Source organism: bacterium (genome assembly GCA_016708025.1).
Classification (GTDB): Bacteria; Zixibacteria; MSB-5A5; order GN15; family FEB-12; genus FEB-12.
Genome location: JADJGQ010000001.1, coordinates 975,229 through 992,728 on the forward strand (window position 1 = coordinate 975,229; position 17,500 = coordinate 992,728).

A 17,500-nucleotide genomic window follows, 5' to 3' on the forward strand; every position below is an offset into this window, starting at 1 on the left:
GCACTAATGAAGAATAGTCTCGAGTGGGATCAAGTTTCCGCTCAGTCCCGCTTTTCCGAGAGCTGGTACTTCTTCATCCGATAGATCAGCACATGTCGTGGAATCTGGAGATAATCCGCGGCCCGGGATTTGTTCCAGGCGAACTTTTCAAGTGCGTTGATAATCAGTCGTTTCTCGGATTCATGGAACGAAAGACTCTCACCTCCCGTCATTGTTTCCGTTGCATCAGCACGCAAAAACGACTTTCCAAAGTCATTTGGGAGATCACCAAGAGTCAGCGTATCTGCCGACCGGAGGATCACCATTCGTTCGATCAAATTCTCGAGTTCACGGATGTTACCGGGCCATGGATGTCGCAGAAGAGCCTGCATCAACGCTTTGTCGACAGTCAACGCCGCACCGGGGGAAAATCGCTGGAGGAACTCCTTGACCAGAAGGGCGATATCATCGGCTCTTTCACGAAGAGCAGGGACACGCAGCGGAATCACATTCAAGCGATAGAACAGATCTTCGCGAAATGTCCCCGCGGTCACCCGCTCGGCCAGATCAACATTCGAGGCCGCCAGTAATCGGACATCGATCACTATCCGCTGCTCTGAGCCGACCGGTTCAAGTACTCGCTCCTGAATCACGCGAAGCAACTTGGCCTGCAACTCGAAGGGGAGTTCGCTGATCTCGTCGAGAAGGAGCGTACCACCCTCGGCGAGCTCAAATTTACCCTTTTTGTCCTTCACCGCGCCGGTAAAGGCACCCTTCACATGACCAAACAGTTCGGACTCGATTAGCTCGCGCGGTATGGAAGCACAGTTGATCGCGAGAAATGGCGCGTGCGCGCGATTGCTCTTTCGGTGGATCGACCGTGCGACCAGCTCTTTACCGGTCCCGGATTCGCCGGAAATCAAAATGGTAGCATCGGTAGGCGCGATCTTTTCGATCAGCGCAGTCAAGTCGCGAAAGGCGCTCGATATACCGACCATCTCTCGATTGGCTGATCCGATCCGCAATTGCTCACGCAGTTGGCGGTTCTCGTCTTCTAGCCGTCGGAACTTAAGCGCCTTGTCGATGGCCGTGAATAATTGTTCATCCTCAAATGGTTTGGTCAGATAGTCAAACGCACCCAATTTGACCGCCTGAACAGCCTGGGGGACCGCCGCAAAGGCGGTCATTAGGATCACATGTATTTCCGGCTGCAGTTTCTTCGACTGCTCCAGGAGCTCGATCCCGGTGACCTTGGGCATCTTCATGTCCGAGAGGATCAATTCAAAACGATTGCTTCTCAGTAGCGAGAGCGCTTCCTCGCCATTGGCGGCGGGGGTTACCTCGAATCCATGTTGCGTCAGCTTGAACTGCAGGATACGACGCAATGCGGCATCGTCGTCGACCAGCAATATCTTCACCGCCATGTTGCCTCCCTGCTTACGGTGATGGAGGGGAAAGAGAGCAAAAGCTCGACTCCGCCATCTTCCGGAAATGCCAACTCTATCGTCCCGCCATGAGCGTCGATGATAGACCGAACAATCGCCAGTCCAAGTCCGGTTCCCGATGCTTTGGTGGTGTAAAACGGCTCGAAGATTCGTGCGCGGGATGCTGGTTCGATTCCATGACCATGATCCCGGATCGTCAAGCTTGCGCCTGAATCTGCTGATTCGGAGAGCGAAACCTCGATGGAGGACCCCGCCGATGATGCTTCGATCGCATTCAGTAACAGATTGAGCACGACCTGATGTATTTTCTCCTGATCTCCCTTTATCCAAATATCGGGAGCGATAGCTGTTCTGACTGTCAGGCCGGCCTCTTTGATCTGCCGTTCTGTCTGGCGAAGGCTTGCCTGAAGTGAATTTGAAAGATTGAGCGGGACCAGCCGCGTCTCTTTCGGGCGCGCGAATTCGAGAAACTCCTGAATGGTGCCATCGATCCGTTTGATCTCTCCCACAACTATCTGCTTGAATTCTTCGCGATCACTGCTCGCGGTACTCTCCTCGCTCAGGATCTCAACTGCCCCTTTGATCGATGCCAGCGGATTCTTGATCTCGTGCGCGACACCAGCGGCCATCTGGCCGACGAGGGAGAGTCGGTGCGAACGTTCCAGCTCAAGCTGAGTGCGCTCCTGTCGCTTGCGGATCAGGATCTCCCGATCGACCAACAATCCAATGAGAATTCCGATCGTGTAATAGAAAAAGATCTCGATCAACTCCTGTGAGAGTGAGGTCATATGATTGGCATTGGTCGCCACGGCTCCAAAAAGGTATGGCATGATGGCGACCGAAATCACGGTCGCCGCTATCACTCCACCGCGCAGACCAAACCAGGCGGCCGCAACCATGATCGGCAGATAACAGAAACGGCTGTGCAACGCATGCACCCACTCGCTGTGACCAAACAAATTCTCCAGTACCCATCCATAATGGATGGCCACCGTGAGCGAGGTAAGTCCGATCAAGACGAATATCTTGATCCGGTTGCTCTGGATCATTCGTGAGTTAACTGCCATATTCTCTTGCTAAGGTTTTCTGTTTTGCCGGGCTCAGGGCCCATAGTCATAAATCGGCATCTCTTGGGATGATTGGAGAATATTCTACAGTAATCAAGAATATTCTGTTAGATTAGGGGAGGAGCCCCGTTGTCGATAGGCGTAAGTCACACTCTAACAAGAGCCTGCCGAATTACTTCTTCCGGCATCCGGTTTGTATGCTTACCATTCAGAACATGTATTCGAGACAAGGAGTCGGAATGAAGCAAGCTCTTTTGGCCATTGTTGCTGTAATCGCCTTGGGTCAGGGGACCCTACAGGCCGAGGAAAAAGTCGCGCCACGCGAGTTCAAATCGCAGACCCACTGCCCGGTGATGGGGGGTAAGATCGATTCGACCGTGTTCACCGATATTCAGGGTCAACGTGTGTATCATTGCTGTCCGGGATGTCAGGAAAAGTTGGTTGCTGACCCAGACAAGTACTTCAAGAAGGCGCTCGAAAAAGGGATAGTCTTTGAGAATATTCAGTCTGCCTGTCCGGTCACCGGGAAGCCGATCGATAAAAACGTCGTCACTAACTATGAAGGAAGACGTATCTATTTTGCTGACACGGCAGCACGCGATCTCTTCTTCAAAGAGCCGGCGAAGTACCTTGCCCTTCTGACTGCGCAGGGCGAAGAGAAAAGCGCCAAACCGTCTCCCGAGAAAAAGGCCGAATCCGGCCACTCGCATTGAACCATTTTCCCCGCTCGCTTGTTTAATCATGAAAGGCTGCTTAACTGGCAGCCTTATCATTTTCTGCGAATCAGAGGATCGATCACTGAAAAGAGGAGAGGAATGTATGACAGGGATGAAGCGAACAGGAATGGTGATCGCGTGCGCGGCATTGGGGCTGTTTTGCCTGGGTGGCTGCAAAGGGGAGAAGCAGGCCGAAACGCACGCAGACACGCATGCTGAACAGACCATGGCTCCGGGACTCAGAGCCATCGCTCACTTATCGCCCACGGAGGGTAACCAGGTGTCCGGTACGGTCACCTATACTCAGGAGGCGGACGGTGTTCGCGTGGTTGCTCATGTCACCGGATTGACTCCCGGCAAACATGGATGGCACATTCACGAAAAGGGAGACTGCAGCGCTCCTGATGCTACCTCCGCGGGCGGCCACTACAATCCGGATTCCATGCCGCACAGCGGGCCACACGTCTCTGATCGCCACGCCGGAGATATGGGGAATCTTGAGGCTGATTCCAGTGGTGTCGCGCACATGGAATACCTTGATGCCGTCATGCGATTGCAGGGCCCCAATACGGTCATTGGGCGAGCGGTGATCATTCATGCCGCCGAGGATGACCTCACTACCCAGCCGACCGGCAATTCGGGGGCACGTGTCGCCTGCGGCGTGATCGAACAAGACAACTCGTAGTCGGACAGATATTTCCTACAAGGTCGAGGACGTTTCCTCGGCCTTGCTACCAAAATCAATCACCTTTCTTGCTCTTACTCCAAAATAGACTTGACGCGTCCGCGATAGTATTGTATTTAACCAGTAGGCTAATTAACTGAACGGTAGAATACGATATGCAGACAGACCAGCTCTCCAGCACCTTCTCCGCCCTGGCCGACCCGACCCGCCGGGCGATCCTCGCCTCTCTGGCCAAAGGGGATGCCAACGTGCAAACCCTGGCCAGCCCCTTTGACATGAGCCTTCCGGCGATCTCCAAACATCTCAAAGTTTTGGAGCGTGCTGGGCTTATTGAGCGCGGTCGCGATGCCCAGTATCGTCCTTGTCGACTCAAAGCGGATGGTCTCAAGCTGGCGGCCACATGGTTGGAGCATTACCGCCGCTTCTGGGAAGAGAGCTTCGACCGGCTGGAAGTCTTTCTTCGGGAAATGCAGAACGAACAGAAAACAGTGACCCGGGTAAGCAATAAGAGCAAGCGGCCCAGCCGCGGACGTTCGAAGGGAAACAATAATGCCAGAAGAAAGCAGAAAAATGAGCACTAGCGAGCCTAAGCTGGTCATCGTACGGACATTTGATGCGCCGCTCGCCATGGTCTGGAAAGCCTGGTCAGACCCGGCCATGCTTGCGCAATGGTGGAGCCCGAAGGGATGGACCGCGCCGGTCATCAAGCTCGACTTCCGCGTTGGTGGCAAATATCATTTTTGCATGCGGTCTGCCGAAGGTCAGGAATGCTGGTCGACCGGCGTATATAAAGAGATCATCCCGATGAGCAAGATCGTTTGCACTGATAGTTTCGCCGATGAAAAAGGAAATGTTGTTTCGGCCTCGCATTACGGCATGAAGGAGGAGATCCCCGAAGTGCTGCTGATCACTATCGAGTTCAGGGAAGAGAACGGCAAAACTATCATGACGCTGACTCACCTCGGTATGCCCGCTGGTGAGATGGGCGAAATGACGACTTCCGGCTGGAACCAGTTCTTCGACAAGCTGGCCGCTATCGTGCAATCGAGCCACTAAGCTACATTGTATAAGAGATGTCAGGTTCGCTTGGCCGAACCAGTCACATCTATTGAAATCCGGGCAAATAAGGAGTGCTAAAATGATAGATGTCGAACGCTCGGCGACATTGCCGCCACCCTCCGACCGCGAGATGTTTGCCGTGCGGATAATCAACGCACCCCGAAAGCTCGTCTATGAAGCCTGGACCGACCCGAAACAGGTTGCCCAATGGTGGGGACCCAATGGCTTCACCAACACGATCCATGAAATGGATGTCCGCCCGGGCGGGGTCTTCCGGTTGACTATGCACGGGCCGGACGGCAGAGATTATCCGAACAAGATCACCTTCCGCAAGGTTGTAGAGAACGAGCGGCTGGAATACGATCACCACGGAGACACGGATGAGAGCGATCACCACTTCAAAGCGACCGTTCTATTCGAAGAGGTTGATGGCAAGACAAAGCTCTCGATGTTGATGGTCTTCCCAACCGCTGAAGAGCGCAACAAAGTAGCGGAAGAATATGGCGCGGTCGAAGGACTCCTGCAACATCTGGGACGACTGGCCGCGTTCATCGGCACAAAATAAGGAGATTCATGTCAAAATTTGCAGCACAGTGGAGAGGGTATGCTCCCTACTTATTAGGTATCATGCGAATCATAGCGGCATTCATGTTTATGCAGTCCGGGACGATGAAAATGTTCGGCTGGCCAAAAGCGATGCCGGGTGGAGGGACCGTCGAGCTGATGTCGCAGATGGGGATCGGTGCGACACTCGAAATAGTCGGCGGATTCCTTATCCTGATCGGACTGTTCACCCGGCCAGTGGCGTTCATTCTTTCGGGGATGATGGCGGTCGCCTATTTCCAGTTTCATTTTCCGACCAGTTTCTGGACAGTGGTAAACAATGGCTCCCCGGCAGTGCTCTTCTGTTTCCTCTGGCTCTATTATTCCATGGTCGGCCCAGGGAAGTTCAGCGTGGATGGTTGGCGGGGGAGAGTTCAATAGAGGTAGATGCAGTTTTGTATTGTTCTGAATTCTTGTATGCCTTATGAATAGTTTGTTCATTGGACTAGGAGCAAATAGTGAATCGCGTCCTACTGGTAATTTCCACAGTCTTTGTCTTTATGGCTACAATCCGAAGTGACGAAGTGCAAGGGCAAGCCATAGACGCCAGCACTGTTCCGAGTTCCTCGCGTGACTCACTATCGACGGCCTCTGCACTTTTTGGCAAAGGCGATTATCTGACAGCATATTGGTACTGCTTCCATCTCTTCGGTGATATTCCGCAAGAGGTGACGGACCTCATTTGTAGACGACGCCATGAAGTTGGCAATATTCCGCTGGAGATAAAAACCACATACGAATCCATGTGTTCTCGAAAAATGGCTGTGGACACAGTTGATCGTGATGAATTGACACTGGGTACTGAACAGTTGGTGTCTGTTGGGCTTCTTGTCGACAGCCTCATCTTCGTAATTGAACGTGAATTGATTTCCCGCTACTTCCCTGATGCATTCGCGGCTGATCTCATGAAGGACTTTGTAATGGTCGATTCGACAATTATGGAGGACCAGATGGCTTGGATTGTGGAACAAAATTCAGAGAATGGCGTGGGCAACCACAGAAGGTTGAACTTCCGGTCGCGGGATGGCTTAGCGGTGAAGGGCTTTGAGGGCTCATTATATGATCGAGTACAAATCGACATTGTTACAGCAGACTCCCAATCGACTATTAGCTCATTGGCAGCTGCAGTACTCGACTCAAAGGGAATCCGGCTCCCATTGGTGGGAGGTCCAAATAGCTACGCAAAATCCCCTCCCTGCGTGATGATTGAGTCGGCTGGAGTCTTGGTAATGATCTCTGAGCATTGTGAGAACTATTACCGTTCTGACGGCAGTATGGAGGAGGATGTTTTTTGGTCCAAAGCGGCACATTGGGTGTCACTCATTGCGGGTGTACACCCTATATCGATTCTTGCCTGGAACTGCGGAGGTCCGGTCAGGGAAATGAATTGAGTCTATCGGTTGATGCTAGTCTAGCGGTCACACCGCTCTTAACTTCAAGGGCCCATTCACCCGTCGGAGATTAGTCCGAATAATATTCGCCACTCAGGCGCCAGAGACTCTCGAAAATTCGAATATGTGCGATTCTTTATCGCTTCTTACTCCATCAAATGGACTATATTATCGGCAGTTAGTCTGCTTTAGGCAACCGAGAGGAGCGTCGTACGGGACAGGATATCTATCTTCTGACACTGACCGCAGCATCGATTGCGTTTATTCATACGATCGCCGGTCCTGATCATTATATCCCATTCATCGTCATGGCCAAGGCCCGCGACTGGTCGGTGGCCAAGACGACCTGGATCACGTTCCTGTGCGGGATCGGGCATATCGCCAGTTCAGTCATACTCGGACTGGTCGGAGTGGCTCTCGGGATTGCGGTCTCAAGGCTCGATGGGCTGGAATCATTCCGCGGGTCTGTCGCCGGTTGGGCATTGACCTCATTCGGGCTGGTCTATCTGGTCTGGGGAATTCGCCGGGCGATCAGAAACAAACCGCATACGCACGTTCATCTCCACGAGGACGGCAGCAGCCACGCCCACACCCATGATCACCGTGAGGAGCATACCCATCCTCATGACGTCGAACAGAAGAGCAATCTTACTCCTTGGATTCTCTTTACGATCTTTCTCTTCGGACCGTGTGAACCATTGATCCCAATCGTCATGTACCCCGCCGCGCAACACAGTATGTCCGGCCTGATCATCGTGACGACCGTCTTTGGAGCAGTGACTATCGCGACCATGCTCGGGATCGTCCTTGTCAGTATCTTTGGGATCAATCTTCTGCCGATAGGGAAGATGGAGCGGTACAGCCATGCGATGGCGGGCGGATCGATCTTCCTCTGCGGTCTGGCGATTCAGTTCCTGGGGCTGTGACCGAACAGGGGAAAGCGTTTATTCGGCGCAAATGTCCCGCACACATCCGCGCAACCAACGATGAGCAGGGTCGGCATCCATTCTCGGGTGCCAGAGCATCGACACAACGATCTCCGGGACAGAAAATGGGAGGGGAAAGCTGTTCATTCCGGCGCGGAGAGTTCCCGTGTGCCGCTCTGGGACCGTGGCGATCAGGCCCGTAGACCGGGCCAATGCCAGTGCCGACGCAAATCCGCTAACCGTGGTAACGATATTCCGCCGGAGACCGAGCGCCTGCAAAGCGTCATCGATCGGGCCCTGCTCGATCCCTCTTCGCGAAACTGAGATATGTTCTCCCGCCATATATCGCGCAGTCGAGAACCTTCCATCGCTCAAAGGGTGCTTTTTGCGTACAACCGCGACAAAGTGATCCCGGTAGAGTGACTGCATCCGCAATTCGGGGCTCGTTGTGTCACCAACCACGCCAATTTCCAGATCGACAATTCCTTCTCGAAGTGGCGCACTCTCCTTATCCGGCTTTTGAATGAACCGTAGTCGCGTGTCTGGTGCTTCTTTTCTGGTTTGGGCGATGATTGCCGGTCCGAAGTTCTCCACAAAGCCGTCACTTGCCCGTAACGTGAAAGTACGGACAAGCTTTTTGAGGTTGAGCGCCTCTACAGGACGCAGGACCGTCTCCACCCCTTGCACCAGAAGGCCGACTCTCTCACGAAGTTCCAGTGCACGTGGTGTCGGAACGAGGCCCCGCCCCGCCCTCACCAGCAGCGGATCTCCGGTCGTTTCGCGAAGTCTCGCCAGGGCACGACTCATTGCCGAAGGGCTCAACTGCAGCCGTTTGGCGGCCTTCACCACGCTCCCCTCGGTGAGCAGGATATCGAGGGTGATCAATAGATTGTAGTCCGGTTTTGACATACCGCAACATAGTCAGACATAGCGTAAAACGCAATAATAATGTGCAACCAGTGCGTCTTGTGCAATAGCCGTCGAATGCCTACAATAGGGGTATGAGAACGTCAAATCAAAACCGACCGGAAGCCGGTTCATCATTGGAGCCAACCGGGAAGAAGAATGTGCAGATCTCAGAAATGTACCAAGCAGAGGTCAACGTGCCGACACGGACCAGATCATCCCGTTGGTCGCTGGTGAGCCTTGCGCTGGCCATGTTGCTATCTTCGTTAGGTACAAGCATCGCCAATGTGGCTTTGCCCACGCTGGCCCAGGCATTTGGAGCGTCGTTTCAGGAGGTTCAGTGGGTTGTCCTGGCGTATCTCCTCGCCATAACAACACTGATCGTCAGTGTTGGCAGGCTTGGAGATATTCTTGGACGGCGGCGCTTGTTGCTGGCCGGACTGCTTCTGTTTACGGGATCTTCGCTTTTGTGCGGCCTTGCGCCGACGTTTTGGTGGTTGGTTGCGGCGCGAGGAGCCCAGGGATTTGGAGCGGCCGTTATGATGGCTCTTACCATTGCGATGATTGGCGAGATCGTGCCAAAAGCGAGGACGGGAACTGCAATGGGTCTGCTCGGAAGTATGTCGGCAATCGGAACGGCGCTCGGACCCTCGCTCGGTGGTTTCCTGATCTCCGGGCTCGGTTGGCGGGCGATCTTTTTTCTCAATCTGCCGCTCGGCATATTGGCGCTCCTCTTTGCCTATCGATATCTGCCGTTGGATAGGCAAGAGGAGAAGACGATGCGAGTTGGGTTCGACTATTTCGGAACCCTCGTCATGGCGGCAACATTGGCAGCATATGCACTGGCGATGACCCGTGGGCGCAGCGATTTCGGAATGTTGAATGCTGCCCTGTTGCTGATCGCTCTCCTTGGTACTCTGCTCTTTCTGGCCGTTGAGAAGAGAGCAGCATCGCCGTTGGTGCAAATCAGTTTGTTCCGTGACCGCGAACTCAGCATCTCCCTGAGTATGAGTGCAATCGTCTCGACTGTTCTCATGGCGACACTGGTTGTCGGGCCGTTCTACTTGTCACGTGCACTCGGATTGAGCACTGCAGTGGTCGGCACGGTGATGTCGGTTGGACCAGTCGTCGTGATCCTCGCTGGAGTGCCGTTCGGTCGCCTCGTCGATCGCTTCGGTGCTGATCAGATGACAACTGTTGGGCTTGTCGGCATTGCGATCGGCTCGCTGGCATTGTCAATTCTCCCGATGTCAACCGGCATAGTAGGTTATGTCGCATCGACCGTCATCGTCACGCTGGGATATTCTCTCTTCCAGACAGCCAATAATACCTCCGTCATGAAAGAGGTCGTTCCTGAACAAAGGGGAGCGATATCCGGTATGCTCAATTTGTCGCGTAATCTGGGGTTGATCACCGGTGCCTCGGCGATGGGGGCTGTTTTTGCGATAGCTTCCGGGACAAGCAACGTCATCGCATCCAGTCCCGAGTCGGTGGCTGACGGGTTCAGGACAACATTTGTAGTTGCGGCTGTTTTAATCGTCGCTTTGTTTGCGGTTGTCGCAAGAGGCAAGGCGGTTTCTGTCAGCCGCTTCTCGAAAGGTCATCGGGTCTCATGACCCACTGGAAACAACCCAAACCGCACATTTTCAGGGAATTGTGAATATGACAAGCAAGACGGACTTATACAGAACGGCCGCGATCCTCACCGGCATACTCTTCCTCACGACTGATATCACCGCCATCGTAGGCTTGCAGCTGTACCAACCACTCTTGACCAACCCGCAGTTTATTACGTCAGTGGCAGCGAATGACACGCGAATATTGATAGGTACATTCCTTGAGACGATTCTGGCTTTCTGTAACGTCGGTACAGCGATTGTCCTTTATCCAATCCTGAAGAGACAACATCAAGGCATGGCACTCGGCTATGTAGTTCTCAGGGCGATGGAAGCCACTTTCATTTTGATCGGAGTGATCAGCATACTGGCAGTGCTCTCACTGCGCTTAGACTTTTTGGCAACCGGAGGTGATCCCCTTACCTACCAATCCATCGGGAAAGCCCTTGTTGCTATACAGAAGTGGACGTTTCTGTTCGGCCCCAATATCATCTTGCCTGTCAACGCCACGATACTTGGCTATTTGCTATACAAATCAAGATTAGTCCCTCGGGCAATCTCTGCGTTATATCTCTTTGATGGACCGATTCTCTTCGTTTCGAGTATCTTCATACTATTCGGCTTCTATGAGACGATGTCTGCCCCGGCAATTCTTGTGGCTATGCCGATGCTGGTGTTTGAGGTTCTGTTCTCAATTTGGCTCATGATCAGGGGATTTGATCGGGCAGCGCTTGAATCATTGACTGCTCGCTCTTGACCGACGGAGGGAAGGGTGGGCTGATTGACACCCTGTCGCTGGTAGACCGCCCAGCAGTCTACGAAATATGCGTCAGCTAACCCGTGGAAACGGACTCAGTAAGCTCAGCTACGAGCAATCCCCGTAGCTTCCCGTAAAAAATAATCCGAACTCCGGACTTGACAATTTCGTATCAATGACGATACTATACTTGGAAACTCAAAGTGCTTTGGTGTGAGGAGTAGCATGCAGGATTCAGATCGGCCAGCCGAACAGATAGAACAGATCCACGCCATCATGGCGCGTTCAACCACCTTCCTCTCATTGTCCGGCCTCTCCGGGCTTGCCGCAGGGATCATGGCTTTTGGCGGGCTCTGGCTGATCTACCGGCTATTGGGAACCATCTGGCTCACCGATGTCGTTTTGGCGGCATTCCGCGAATCGCCAAGCCTGGTCAGTTCGCTAACTGGCCTGTTTGTCTGGACTCTGGTGGCCGCTCTGACAGGTGCTTTCCTGTTAACTCTACGCCGAGCGAGTCGCTATCACACGGGGCTCTGGAATCTCGCCTCACAACGTTTCGCTCTGCATCTCGCGTTGCCCTTGCTGGCTGGAGGTCTGTTTATCCTCGCCCTCAATCATCAGGGAGCCTACGCTCTCATCTGTCCGGCCATGCTTATCTTTTTCGGTTTGGCGCTTATCAACTGCGGCAAATATAGCTTTTCGGAGATCTCCTGGTTGGGTCTGATCGAGCTTGCCCTGGGTGTTATCGCGGCAGTCTGGGTTGAGGGAGGATTACTGCTCTGGGGGATTGGATTCGGGGCTGTCACGGCGGGATATGGCCTGGTGATGTATCTGAAGTACGAGCGATGAAACAGATCATCAACCACCTCAATAAGTGCTTCGAGAACCGCACGAGACTAGGGATCATGGCCGCCCTGATGGTCAACGACAGCATTGATTTTAAGGCCCTCAAGCAACTACTCGGCACGACTGACGGCAATCTCTCGAGCAATGTCTCGACACTTGAGCAGTATGGGTATGTGAAGGTGAAAAAGCGATTCATTGAAAAGACCGCGAATACCTCGTATTCGGTCACCAAGGTCGGACGAAAAGCGTTTGAAAACCACCTGTCAGCTCTGGAAGAGTTGATCCGGGGAGTTGGTCCAGGTCAGGGGAGATGACGGTGAAGCGCACGTTCTTCTGTATTTCCATTCTCTTCGGATATGATACTCCGGCGATCGAGCGGATCCGCCGCGTTTGCTCGGAGCTACATTTCATCCCGCTGCTGTCGATCTTCTGTGTCATCAGATGTATGGGCACTCCATCGGCAGTCCTGGTGACCTGGGGATTGATCTCAAAAGACTATTCATCTCAAATGCACCAATATTCAGAAAGGGTTTAGACATGGAACCAGCTCTCCGCAAAAAGCTCATTCGACTCGTGGTCGTGGTGGCGTTGCTGTTGATGATACCACTTGTGGCGATGCAATTCACTGAAGAGGTCGAGTGGACGGCCTTCGATTTTATTGTCGCCGGGATTCTCCTGTTTGGAACCGGGCTGCTGTATGAACTGGTCGCGAGAAGAGGGGGGAGCACCGCATATCGAGGTGGCGTTGGCGTGGCTTGCGCGGCAGGACTCCTGCTTATCTGGGTGAATCTCGCAGTCGGCCTGATCGGGAGCGAAGACAATCCTGCCAATGCGCTGTATTGTGCAGTGATCGCTGTCGGACTGATCGGCGTTTCCATCTCAAGCCTTAAACCGCGTGGTATGGCGCTTGCCATGTTTGCGACTGCGGCTGTTCAGGCGTTGGTACCGGTGATTGCGATGCTTATCTGGCAACCGCCGTTCACTCTCGGCCTGGTGCAGGTACTTGGCGCGAATACTCTCTTTGTCTCGCTCTGGGTCATTTCGGCCTCGCTGTTTCGACATGCCGCCACCAAAGAACCACAGCTTGAACAACGGACTGCGTAGTAGTAGTAAGCGGAGACAGACCATCTTCATCGGTACAGACAAACCAGACCCCATCGGTTGTGATGGGGTTCATTGGTAATTCTGAGTGACCGTTCCTCCAAATCCCCTTGCGCCTTTTCAGCCCATCCTATAACTTACTGCCACCAAACCAATTGCCGGAGTGGTGGAATTGGTAGACACCAGGGACTTAAAATCCCTTGCTCCGTGAGGGGCGTGCCGGTTCGAGCCCGGCCTCCGGCAGAAAAATCACTTGAGCCCCCATACTCAACAGACTACATTTGCCGACAATCACTAGGCAACCTGTTGTATGACTTACAACTGACGTAACCAATGAGATCACCGGGCCCGGCATCGACCAGGCGGTAACTAGACTGCCCGCCTCAAGTCCGCGGTTCCTATCAGGAGGTAGACAGCAGTGGACGTCACCATTATCCCCTTCGACGACAAATACACCGCCGAAACCCTGCAGCTCATGAAAGAGTGGAGCTCCGACCACCCGGAACTCTCTCGCAAGGAGATCTACGACTGGCAACGCTCGACTCGCTGGCTGGCAATGAAGGATGGGAAGGTGGTCGGCCATATCGCCCAGGTTTCGCACGATTTCAAATATGCGGATGGTCGCCCCACGGTACAACTTGGATGGGGGATCACCCTGGTGATCAATATGGGGGATGACCAGACTCGAAAAAATGCCGGCCGCCTACTGCTCAAGACCTGCGAAGAACGCCCGGAACACAAATATGCGGCAGTCGGTGTGGTCCCGATCATCGAGCCTGCCTATATTCGCCGTGGTCACAGGATCACCCGCGATTCCTCGAGCTACTTCGCGCGTTTCTTCAAGCCGGAGAAGGCGCTGGCTTATTGGAAGAAATCTCCACTCCTGGCGACTCCGCTCAAACTGGCAAATCTCTTTTTCTCGGCAGAAACTGATATCAATCATGGTACTATCGAGAAGATCACTCGCTTTTTGCCGGAATGGGATCCGCTCTGGGATACGATCATGAAGGAGCAGTACGAACTGTACGGCATCCGCAACGCTGATTTCCTCAATTACAAGCTCGCCCAGCCGTTCCGCGAGTATCATGCATTCGTTCACCGGGATACTTCGGGCGTGATCGACGGATATATCATTTATCGCCGCGCCAAACATACCACGCGTGATCTGGATATCGTCAGGGTGGTCGATTGTGTGGCGACACGCACCGCCAAGCTGGACCTGCTGGCCGAAGCTATGCGTTTTGCGATCCAGGACTGTCCCGGAGTGTATGGCATTGTCGGGCTCAGCTCCAACACCGATGCTGATACCTTCAAGTCTGCCGGTATGTGGCTAGGTCGGCCTTATCCGGTTGTTTTGGCCGCTGGGGTCGATGGACAGATCCATGTCAGTCTTTTCGATTCGGATCTGGATAATCTCTGGTAAAGGAGCAGTTATGTCTGACGGATTCGTGCTTTGGACTATCTGGCTGATGCTTCTGGGATCGCTCGGCTACGCGCTTTACACCGCGGCCTGTTCCGGTGAGACTGAGCCGGACGCTGATTCAAACTAATTTCGCACCAAATCAGTTACGCAGCATAAGAAAACCCCGGTTCGAGTGAACCGGGGTTTTGTATTGGTGTGGTTCTATATGCCTTAGTGGGCAGATATCGCCATCTCTTCAGGTTTGCGCGGAGCCTCATCCGGAGGAGTATTCGGATTGCCCGTAGCCAGGAAGTTGATCGACGACTTCACGAGGCCAATGGTGTAATCCCAGTTATGCATTCCGCGAGACTGATCTTCGGTGATCCAGTACCAGTTCCAGAGAGCGCCAAGCGAGTCAGCAGATGCCACTACGCGGTCTTTCTTGGACTGATTGGTGGTCCCATTAAGCAGGTTGCCTGCGATCAAGCGGGCGCGAAGATCTGCCACGAGAGTATCCAGTTCCGACTGATATCCTTCAATCACATCGTCACCGTTATAGTCAACAGAATCGATATTGACGTTAAAGTCCGAAGTGATCTTGGCATGGCATGGCGTACACTGCGGAGCCAGCGTGACTGTTGGGTCCTCATGCTCGCGCATGTTGAAACTGTGACCGCCAAGCTGATAGCCAGCGTGAATCGCCGGGTTGCCCATATGGCAGCCGATGCATGCGTCGTCGACTTCCGTGTAGTGCGGGTCGGTCGCATACGTGTAACCGGTGTACTGGTATCCACCCGTGCCACGGATCATATCAGACTGGTTGCTGTGGTGCGGCCCCCAGCGGGACGGCAACGTATACGGCAGAGTGAATTCCGCGAAATAGTCACGAGCGGAGTGACAATTTGAACAGAGATTGGCTGAACCAGCGTCAAAAACGACCGAGTTAGCCAACGTGACCGGCTCGATCGAGCGCAGTTCAAGATTGCCCGTCGTGTGCGGGGCATGGCACGTGAAGCAGTGAATCGCGCTGACGTTTTCGTACGGCGGATTGACGGCGTCAGTGGTGATCCAGTCCACAAAACCCTGGTGGTCGTGGCAGCGAACGCAGTCGTTCGGGGGAACACGATTGGTGTAATCGATACTTAATCCGGAAGCGTGTGTGGAATTATTCCATTCGCCTTCGGCCTGTTGCAGCTTGCCATCCATGTCGTTGTGGCAGCCAAAGCAATTGGCAGCGGCAACTTCGTTGACAACTTCATTGGTCACGTTCCGTTCGCAGCCCCACACGAACAGCAGGGCAGCAGCCAGAAGGACCAGAAGCAGTGTAGTGCGTTTCATACGTCTCTCCTTAGAAGCTGAGATCCTTTATAAGATTCACTGAAATAATATTACCGGTATAGTACTGGGTGTAGTTTCCGCCCAGTGTTTTGTAGTCATCGAAATTGATGGCCGTGTACCGCACGTCAAGATGGTGATTCTTGATGAACGTATACTTGCCGCCGATCTCGATACTGAACTTCTCAATATCATTGTCCCGTTTGCTGCTGAAATAGGTTGCGGTGAAATCGACCGCCAGCGGCCCAACTGAACGAGGCGCCACCGTTCCGCTGATCACGTGATCGCGGAATTCATAGTCGACGCTGTCCTGGACATTCTCAAAAGAACCAGTGATCAGGGAATAGGTCACAGTCAGCGAGCCCAGATCGGCGCGGCGAAGCGTCAATTCAGGGGTAAGCGAGTTGTACTCTACCTTGGTATTGACTTCGCTCGCTTCCGGCGTGGTCAACCCGATACCGGAGGTAAGTCCTTCGGTAAAGAGCGGATCGTTTTCGCGGGTCCTCTGCTGCCAGCGCACCTTGAAACGACCCCAGGTCGGGTCCGTGTAGGACGCGGTGAACTGGTGTCGCGTGACATCCAGATCTCCAAGTAATCTGCGCCCTTCATCGGTTTCTTCTGACCGAGTAGTGAACATACCATTGAACGACAGCTTGTCGGTCGGTTTCAACCAGCCTTCGAACAGGAAACCGGATGAAGTTACCTTTTGGATAAAGTCATCCTGCGTCCGCATTTCGTAGCCGGCACGGATGCCACCGGTCCGCTTGAAGTTCTTTCCGATAGAGAAGAGCTGATAAATGTTATCAACCGTGCGATCCTCTTCGCTGGTCCGTTCGGCCCAACCATAGGTCATCCGGTATTCAACGACAAACTGGTCAGGGAAATTGAACCGGGCGCCGCCCCATCCCTGGTGCGTCTTCAGTTCAGCCTCAAGATTGTCCAGCTTGCTGTTGCGCATGATGTACCCGCCGGAAAGCAGGATCCAATCGTAGTTCGGCACGATAGTCGAGGCTACCAGGTTGAGTTCGCTGCCGGTCCGGTCGTTATCCGCTTCGGTAGCGTCATCAAAGGTGGTCGCACGATAAAACGCCCGCACCATCGATCGCTTGTTGTCCCACTTGATTCCGCCGGTATAGCGCGACTGCTTATAATCGACCAGACGGGGGAGAGTATCGAGTACTTCCGGTCCGTAATTCGACTGCGGCATCAGTTCGTCCGCGCCATGTCGATCTACCAGGTTGAATCCGCCGAACAACTCGACCTGCTTCGCCGGATTGAATGAAAGGCGAAGGTTCGTGTTGTTCCGACGTGTGAAGACCGACCCGTCAATATTATAGAACCGACGGTACTGGCTGTTATTGCCGTTGAACTTGAAGAGTCCCGGCTTGCCGAGCTGCAGATCCATCACGCGATTGTTCAGCGTGAGATTCTGGAAATCGGCATGCAGTCCGACGCCGTTGTCGAACGCGTAATTCCAATCGGACAGGGAAAGCCCCAGACCTTCATACAGATTGTAGCTGCTCTGATCGACCGACAGATTTCCTTCCTCGTCAACCGAGGTGAATCCGACTTTGACCGAGCCGCTGCCTTCAGCCGCCACAACGTTCATACCGAACAGGATGAGCGCAAGGGCAGCGAGCACTACTAGAGTAAGTCTGTTCATGCT

20 protein-coding genes and 1 tRNA gene are annotated in these 17,500 nt (G+C 53.6%); 16 read left to right on the plus strand and 5 right to left on the minus strand.

Annotated features, from left to right (window positions below; translation table 11 throughout):
- Positions 1-41 precede the first annotated feature (41 nt).
- Together IPH75_04305 and IPH75_04310 are read right to left on the minus strand one after the other, a co-directional pair.
- The gene (locus tag IPH75_04305; protein ID MBK7141286.1) at positions 42-1,403 is read right to left on the minus strand and encodes a sigma-54-dependent Fis family transcriptional regulator; all 1,362 of its coding nucleotides are present in this window, start codon (positions 1,401-1,403) and stop codon (positions 42-44) included.
- Complete coding sequence (locus tag IPH75_04310; protein MBK7141287.1) at positions 1,394-2,491, minus strand: hypothetical protein; 1,098 nt, start codon at positions 2,489-2,491, stop codon at positions 1,394-1,396. Before IPH75_04310 ends, IPH75_04305 begins: the two co-directional genes overlap by 10 nt.
- Before the next feature lie 239 nt (positions 2,492-2,730).
- Here IPH75_04310 and IPH75_04315 point away from each other — a divergent pair, with 239 nt between their 5' ends.
- The 8 genes from IPH75_04315 (at position 2,731) to IPH75_04350 (ending at position 7,871) form a co-directional block, all read left to right on the plus strand.
- Positions 2,731-3,204 carry a hypothetical protein gene (locus tag IPH75_04315; GenBank protein MBK7141288.1) on the plus strand — a complete coding sequence of 158 codons (474 nt, stop codon included), beginning with the start codon at positions 2,731-2,733 and terminating at the stop codon, positions 3,202-3,204.
- A gap of 115 nt (positions 3,205-3,319) precedes the next feature.
- Complete coding sequence (locus IPH75_04320) at positions 3,320-3,892, plus strand: superoxide dismutase family protein (GenBank protein MBK7141289.1); 573 nt, start codon at positions 3,320-3,322, stop codon at positions 3,890-3,892.
- A 155-nt stretch (positions 3,893-4,047) separates the two neighbouring features.
- Positions 4,048-4,473, plus strand: a complete 426-nt coding sequence (locus IPH75_04325) for a helix-turn-helix transcriptional regulator (GenBank protein ID MBK7141290.1) — start codon at positions 4,048-4,050, stop codon at positions 4,471-4,473.
- The gene (locus tag IPH75_04330) at positions 4,442-4,948 is read left to right on the plus strand and encodes an SRPBCC domain-containing protein (protein ID MBK7141291.1); all 507 of its coding nucleotides are present in this window, start codon (positions 4,442-4,444) and stop codon (positions 4,946-4,948) included. Before IPH75_04325 ends, IPH75_04330 begins: the two co-directional genes overlap by 32 nt.
- Positions 4,949-5,030: 82 nt before the next feature.
- Positions 5,031-5,516, plus strand: a complete 486-nt coding sequence (locus IPH75_04335; GenBank protein MBK7141292.1) for an SRPBCC family protein — start codon at positions 5,031-5,033, stop codon at positions 5,514-5,516.
- Positions 5,517-5,524: 8 nt separating this feature from the next.
- Positions 5,525-5,935, plus strand: a complete 411-nt coding sequence (locus tag IPH75_04340; protein ID MBK7141293.1) for a DoxX family protein — start codon at positions 5,525-5,527, stop codon at positions 5,933-5,935.
- Between the two features lie 77 nt (positions 5,936-6,012).
- Positions 6,013-6,945 (plus strand): hypothetical protein, encoded by a 933-nt coding sequence (locus IPH75_04345; protein MBK7141294.1) that lies wholly within the window; start codon positions 6,013-6,015, stop codon positions 6,943-6,945.
- Positions 6,946-7,253: 308 nt separating this feature from the next.
- Complete coding sequence (locus tag IPH75_04350) at positions 7,254-7,871, plus strand: sulfite exporter TauE/SafE family protein (GenBank protein ID MBK7141295.1); 618 nt, start codon at positions 7,254-7,256, stop codon at positions 7,869-7,871.
- An 18-nt stretch (positions 7,872-7,889) separates the two neighbouring features.
- On the opposite strand, the gene IPH75_04355 is transcribed toward IPH75_04350, so the two are convergent.
- Positions 7,890-8,780: a LysR family transcriptional regulator gene (locus IPH75_04355; protein ID MBK7141296.1), complete on the minus strand. Its 891-nt coding sequence runs from the start codon at positions 8,778-8,780 to the stop codon at positions 7,890-7,892.
- A 173-nt stretch (positions 8,781-8,953) separates the two neighbouring features.
- Here IPH75_04355 and IPH75_04360 point away from each other — a divergent pair, with 173 nt between their 5' ends.
- The 8 genes from IPH75_04360 (at position 8,954) to IPH75_04395 (ending at position 14,520) form a co-directional block, all read left to right on the plus strand.
- Entirely contained in the window at positions 8,954-10,393 is a 1,440-nt protein-coding gene (locus IPH75_04360; GenBank protein MBK7141297.1) for an MFS transporter, read from the plus strand.
- A 46-nt stretch (positions 10,394-10,439) separates the two neighbouring features.
- Positions 10,440-11,150 (plus strand): DUF4386 domain-containing protein, encoded by a 711-nt coding sequence (locus IPH75_04365; protein ID MBK7141298.1) that lies wholly within the window; start codon positions 10,440-10,442, stop codon positions 11,148-11,150.
- A 225-nt stretch (positions 11,151-11,375) separates the two neighbouring features.
- The gene (locus IPH75_04370; GenBank protein ID MBK7141299.1) at positions 11,376-11,999 is read left to right on the plus strand and encodes a hypothetical protein; all 624 of its coding nucleotides are present in this window, start codon (positions 11,376-11,378) and stop codon (positions 11,997-11,999) included.
- A complete protein-coding gene (locus tag IPH75_04375; protein MBK7141300.1) occupies positions 11,996-12,310 on the plus strand; it encodes a transcriptional regulator in 315 nt (104 codons plus the stop codon). The genes IPH75_04370 and IPH75_04375 overlap by 4 nt, the downstream gene beginning before the upstream one ends.
- 2 nt (positions 12,311-12,312) lie before the next feature.
- Positions 12,313-12,531, plus strand: coding sequence for a hypothetical protein (locus IPH75_04380; protein MBK7141301.1), 219 nt, complete (start codon positions 12,313-12,315; stop codon positions 12,529-12,531).
- Between the two features lie 2 nt (positions 12,532-12,533).
- Positions 12,534-13,100: a hypothetical protein gene (locus tag IPH75_04385; protein MBK7141302.1), complete on the plus strand. Its 567-nt coding sequence runs from the start codon at positions 12,534-12,536 to the stop codon at positions 13,098-13,100.
- 154 nt (positions 13,101-13,254) lie between these two features.
- Positions 13,255-13,340, plus strand: a tRNA-Leu gene (locus IPH75_04390).
- Between the two features lie 175 nt (positions 13,341-13,515).
- A complete protein-coding gene (locus IPH75_04395) occupies positions 13,516-14,520 on the plus strand; it encodes a hypothetical protein (protein ID MBK7141303.1) in 1,005 nt (334 codons plus the stop codon).
- A 210-nt stretch (positions 14,521-14,730) separates the two neighbouring features.
- On the opposite strand, the gene IPH75_04400 is transcribed toward IPH75_04395, so the two are convergent.
- Together IPH75_04400 and IPH75_04405 are read right to left on the minus strand one after the other, a co-directional pair.
- A complete protein-coding gene (locus IPH75_04400) occupies positions 14,731-15,837 on the minus strand; it encodes a hypothetical protein (protein MBK7141304.1) in 1,107 nt (368 codons plus the stop codon).
- Positions 15,838-15,847: 10 nt separating this feature from the next.
- Positions 15,848-17,497: a hypothetical protein gene (locus tag IPH75_04405; GenBank protein ID MBK7141305.1), complete on the minus strand. Its 1,650-nt coding sequence runs from the start codon at positions 17,495-17,497 to the stop codon at positions 15,848-15,850.
- Positions 17,498-17,500 lie beyond the last annotated feature (3 nt).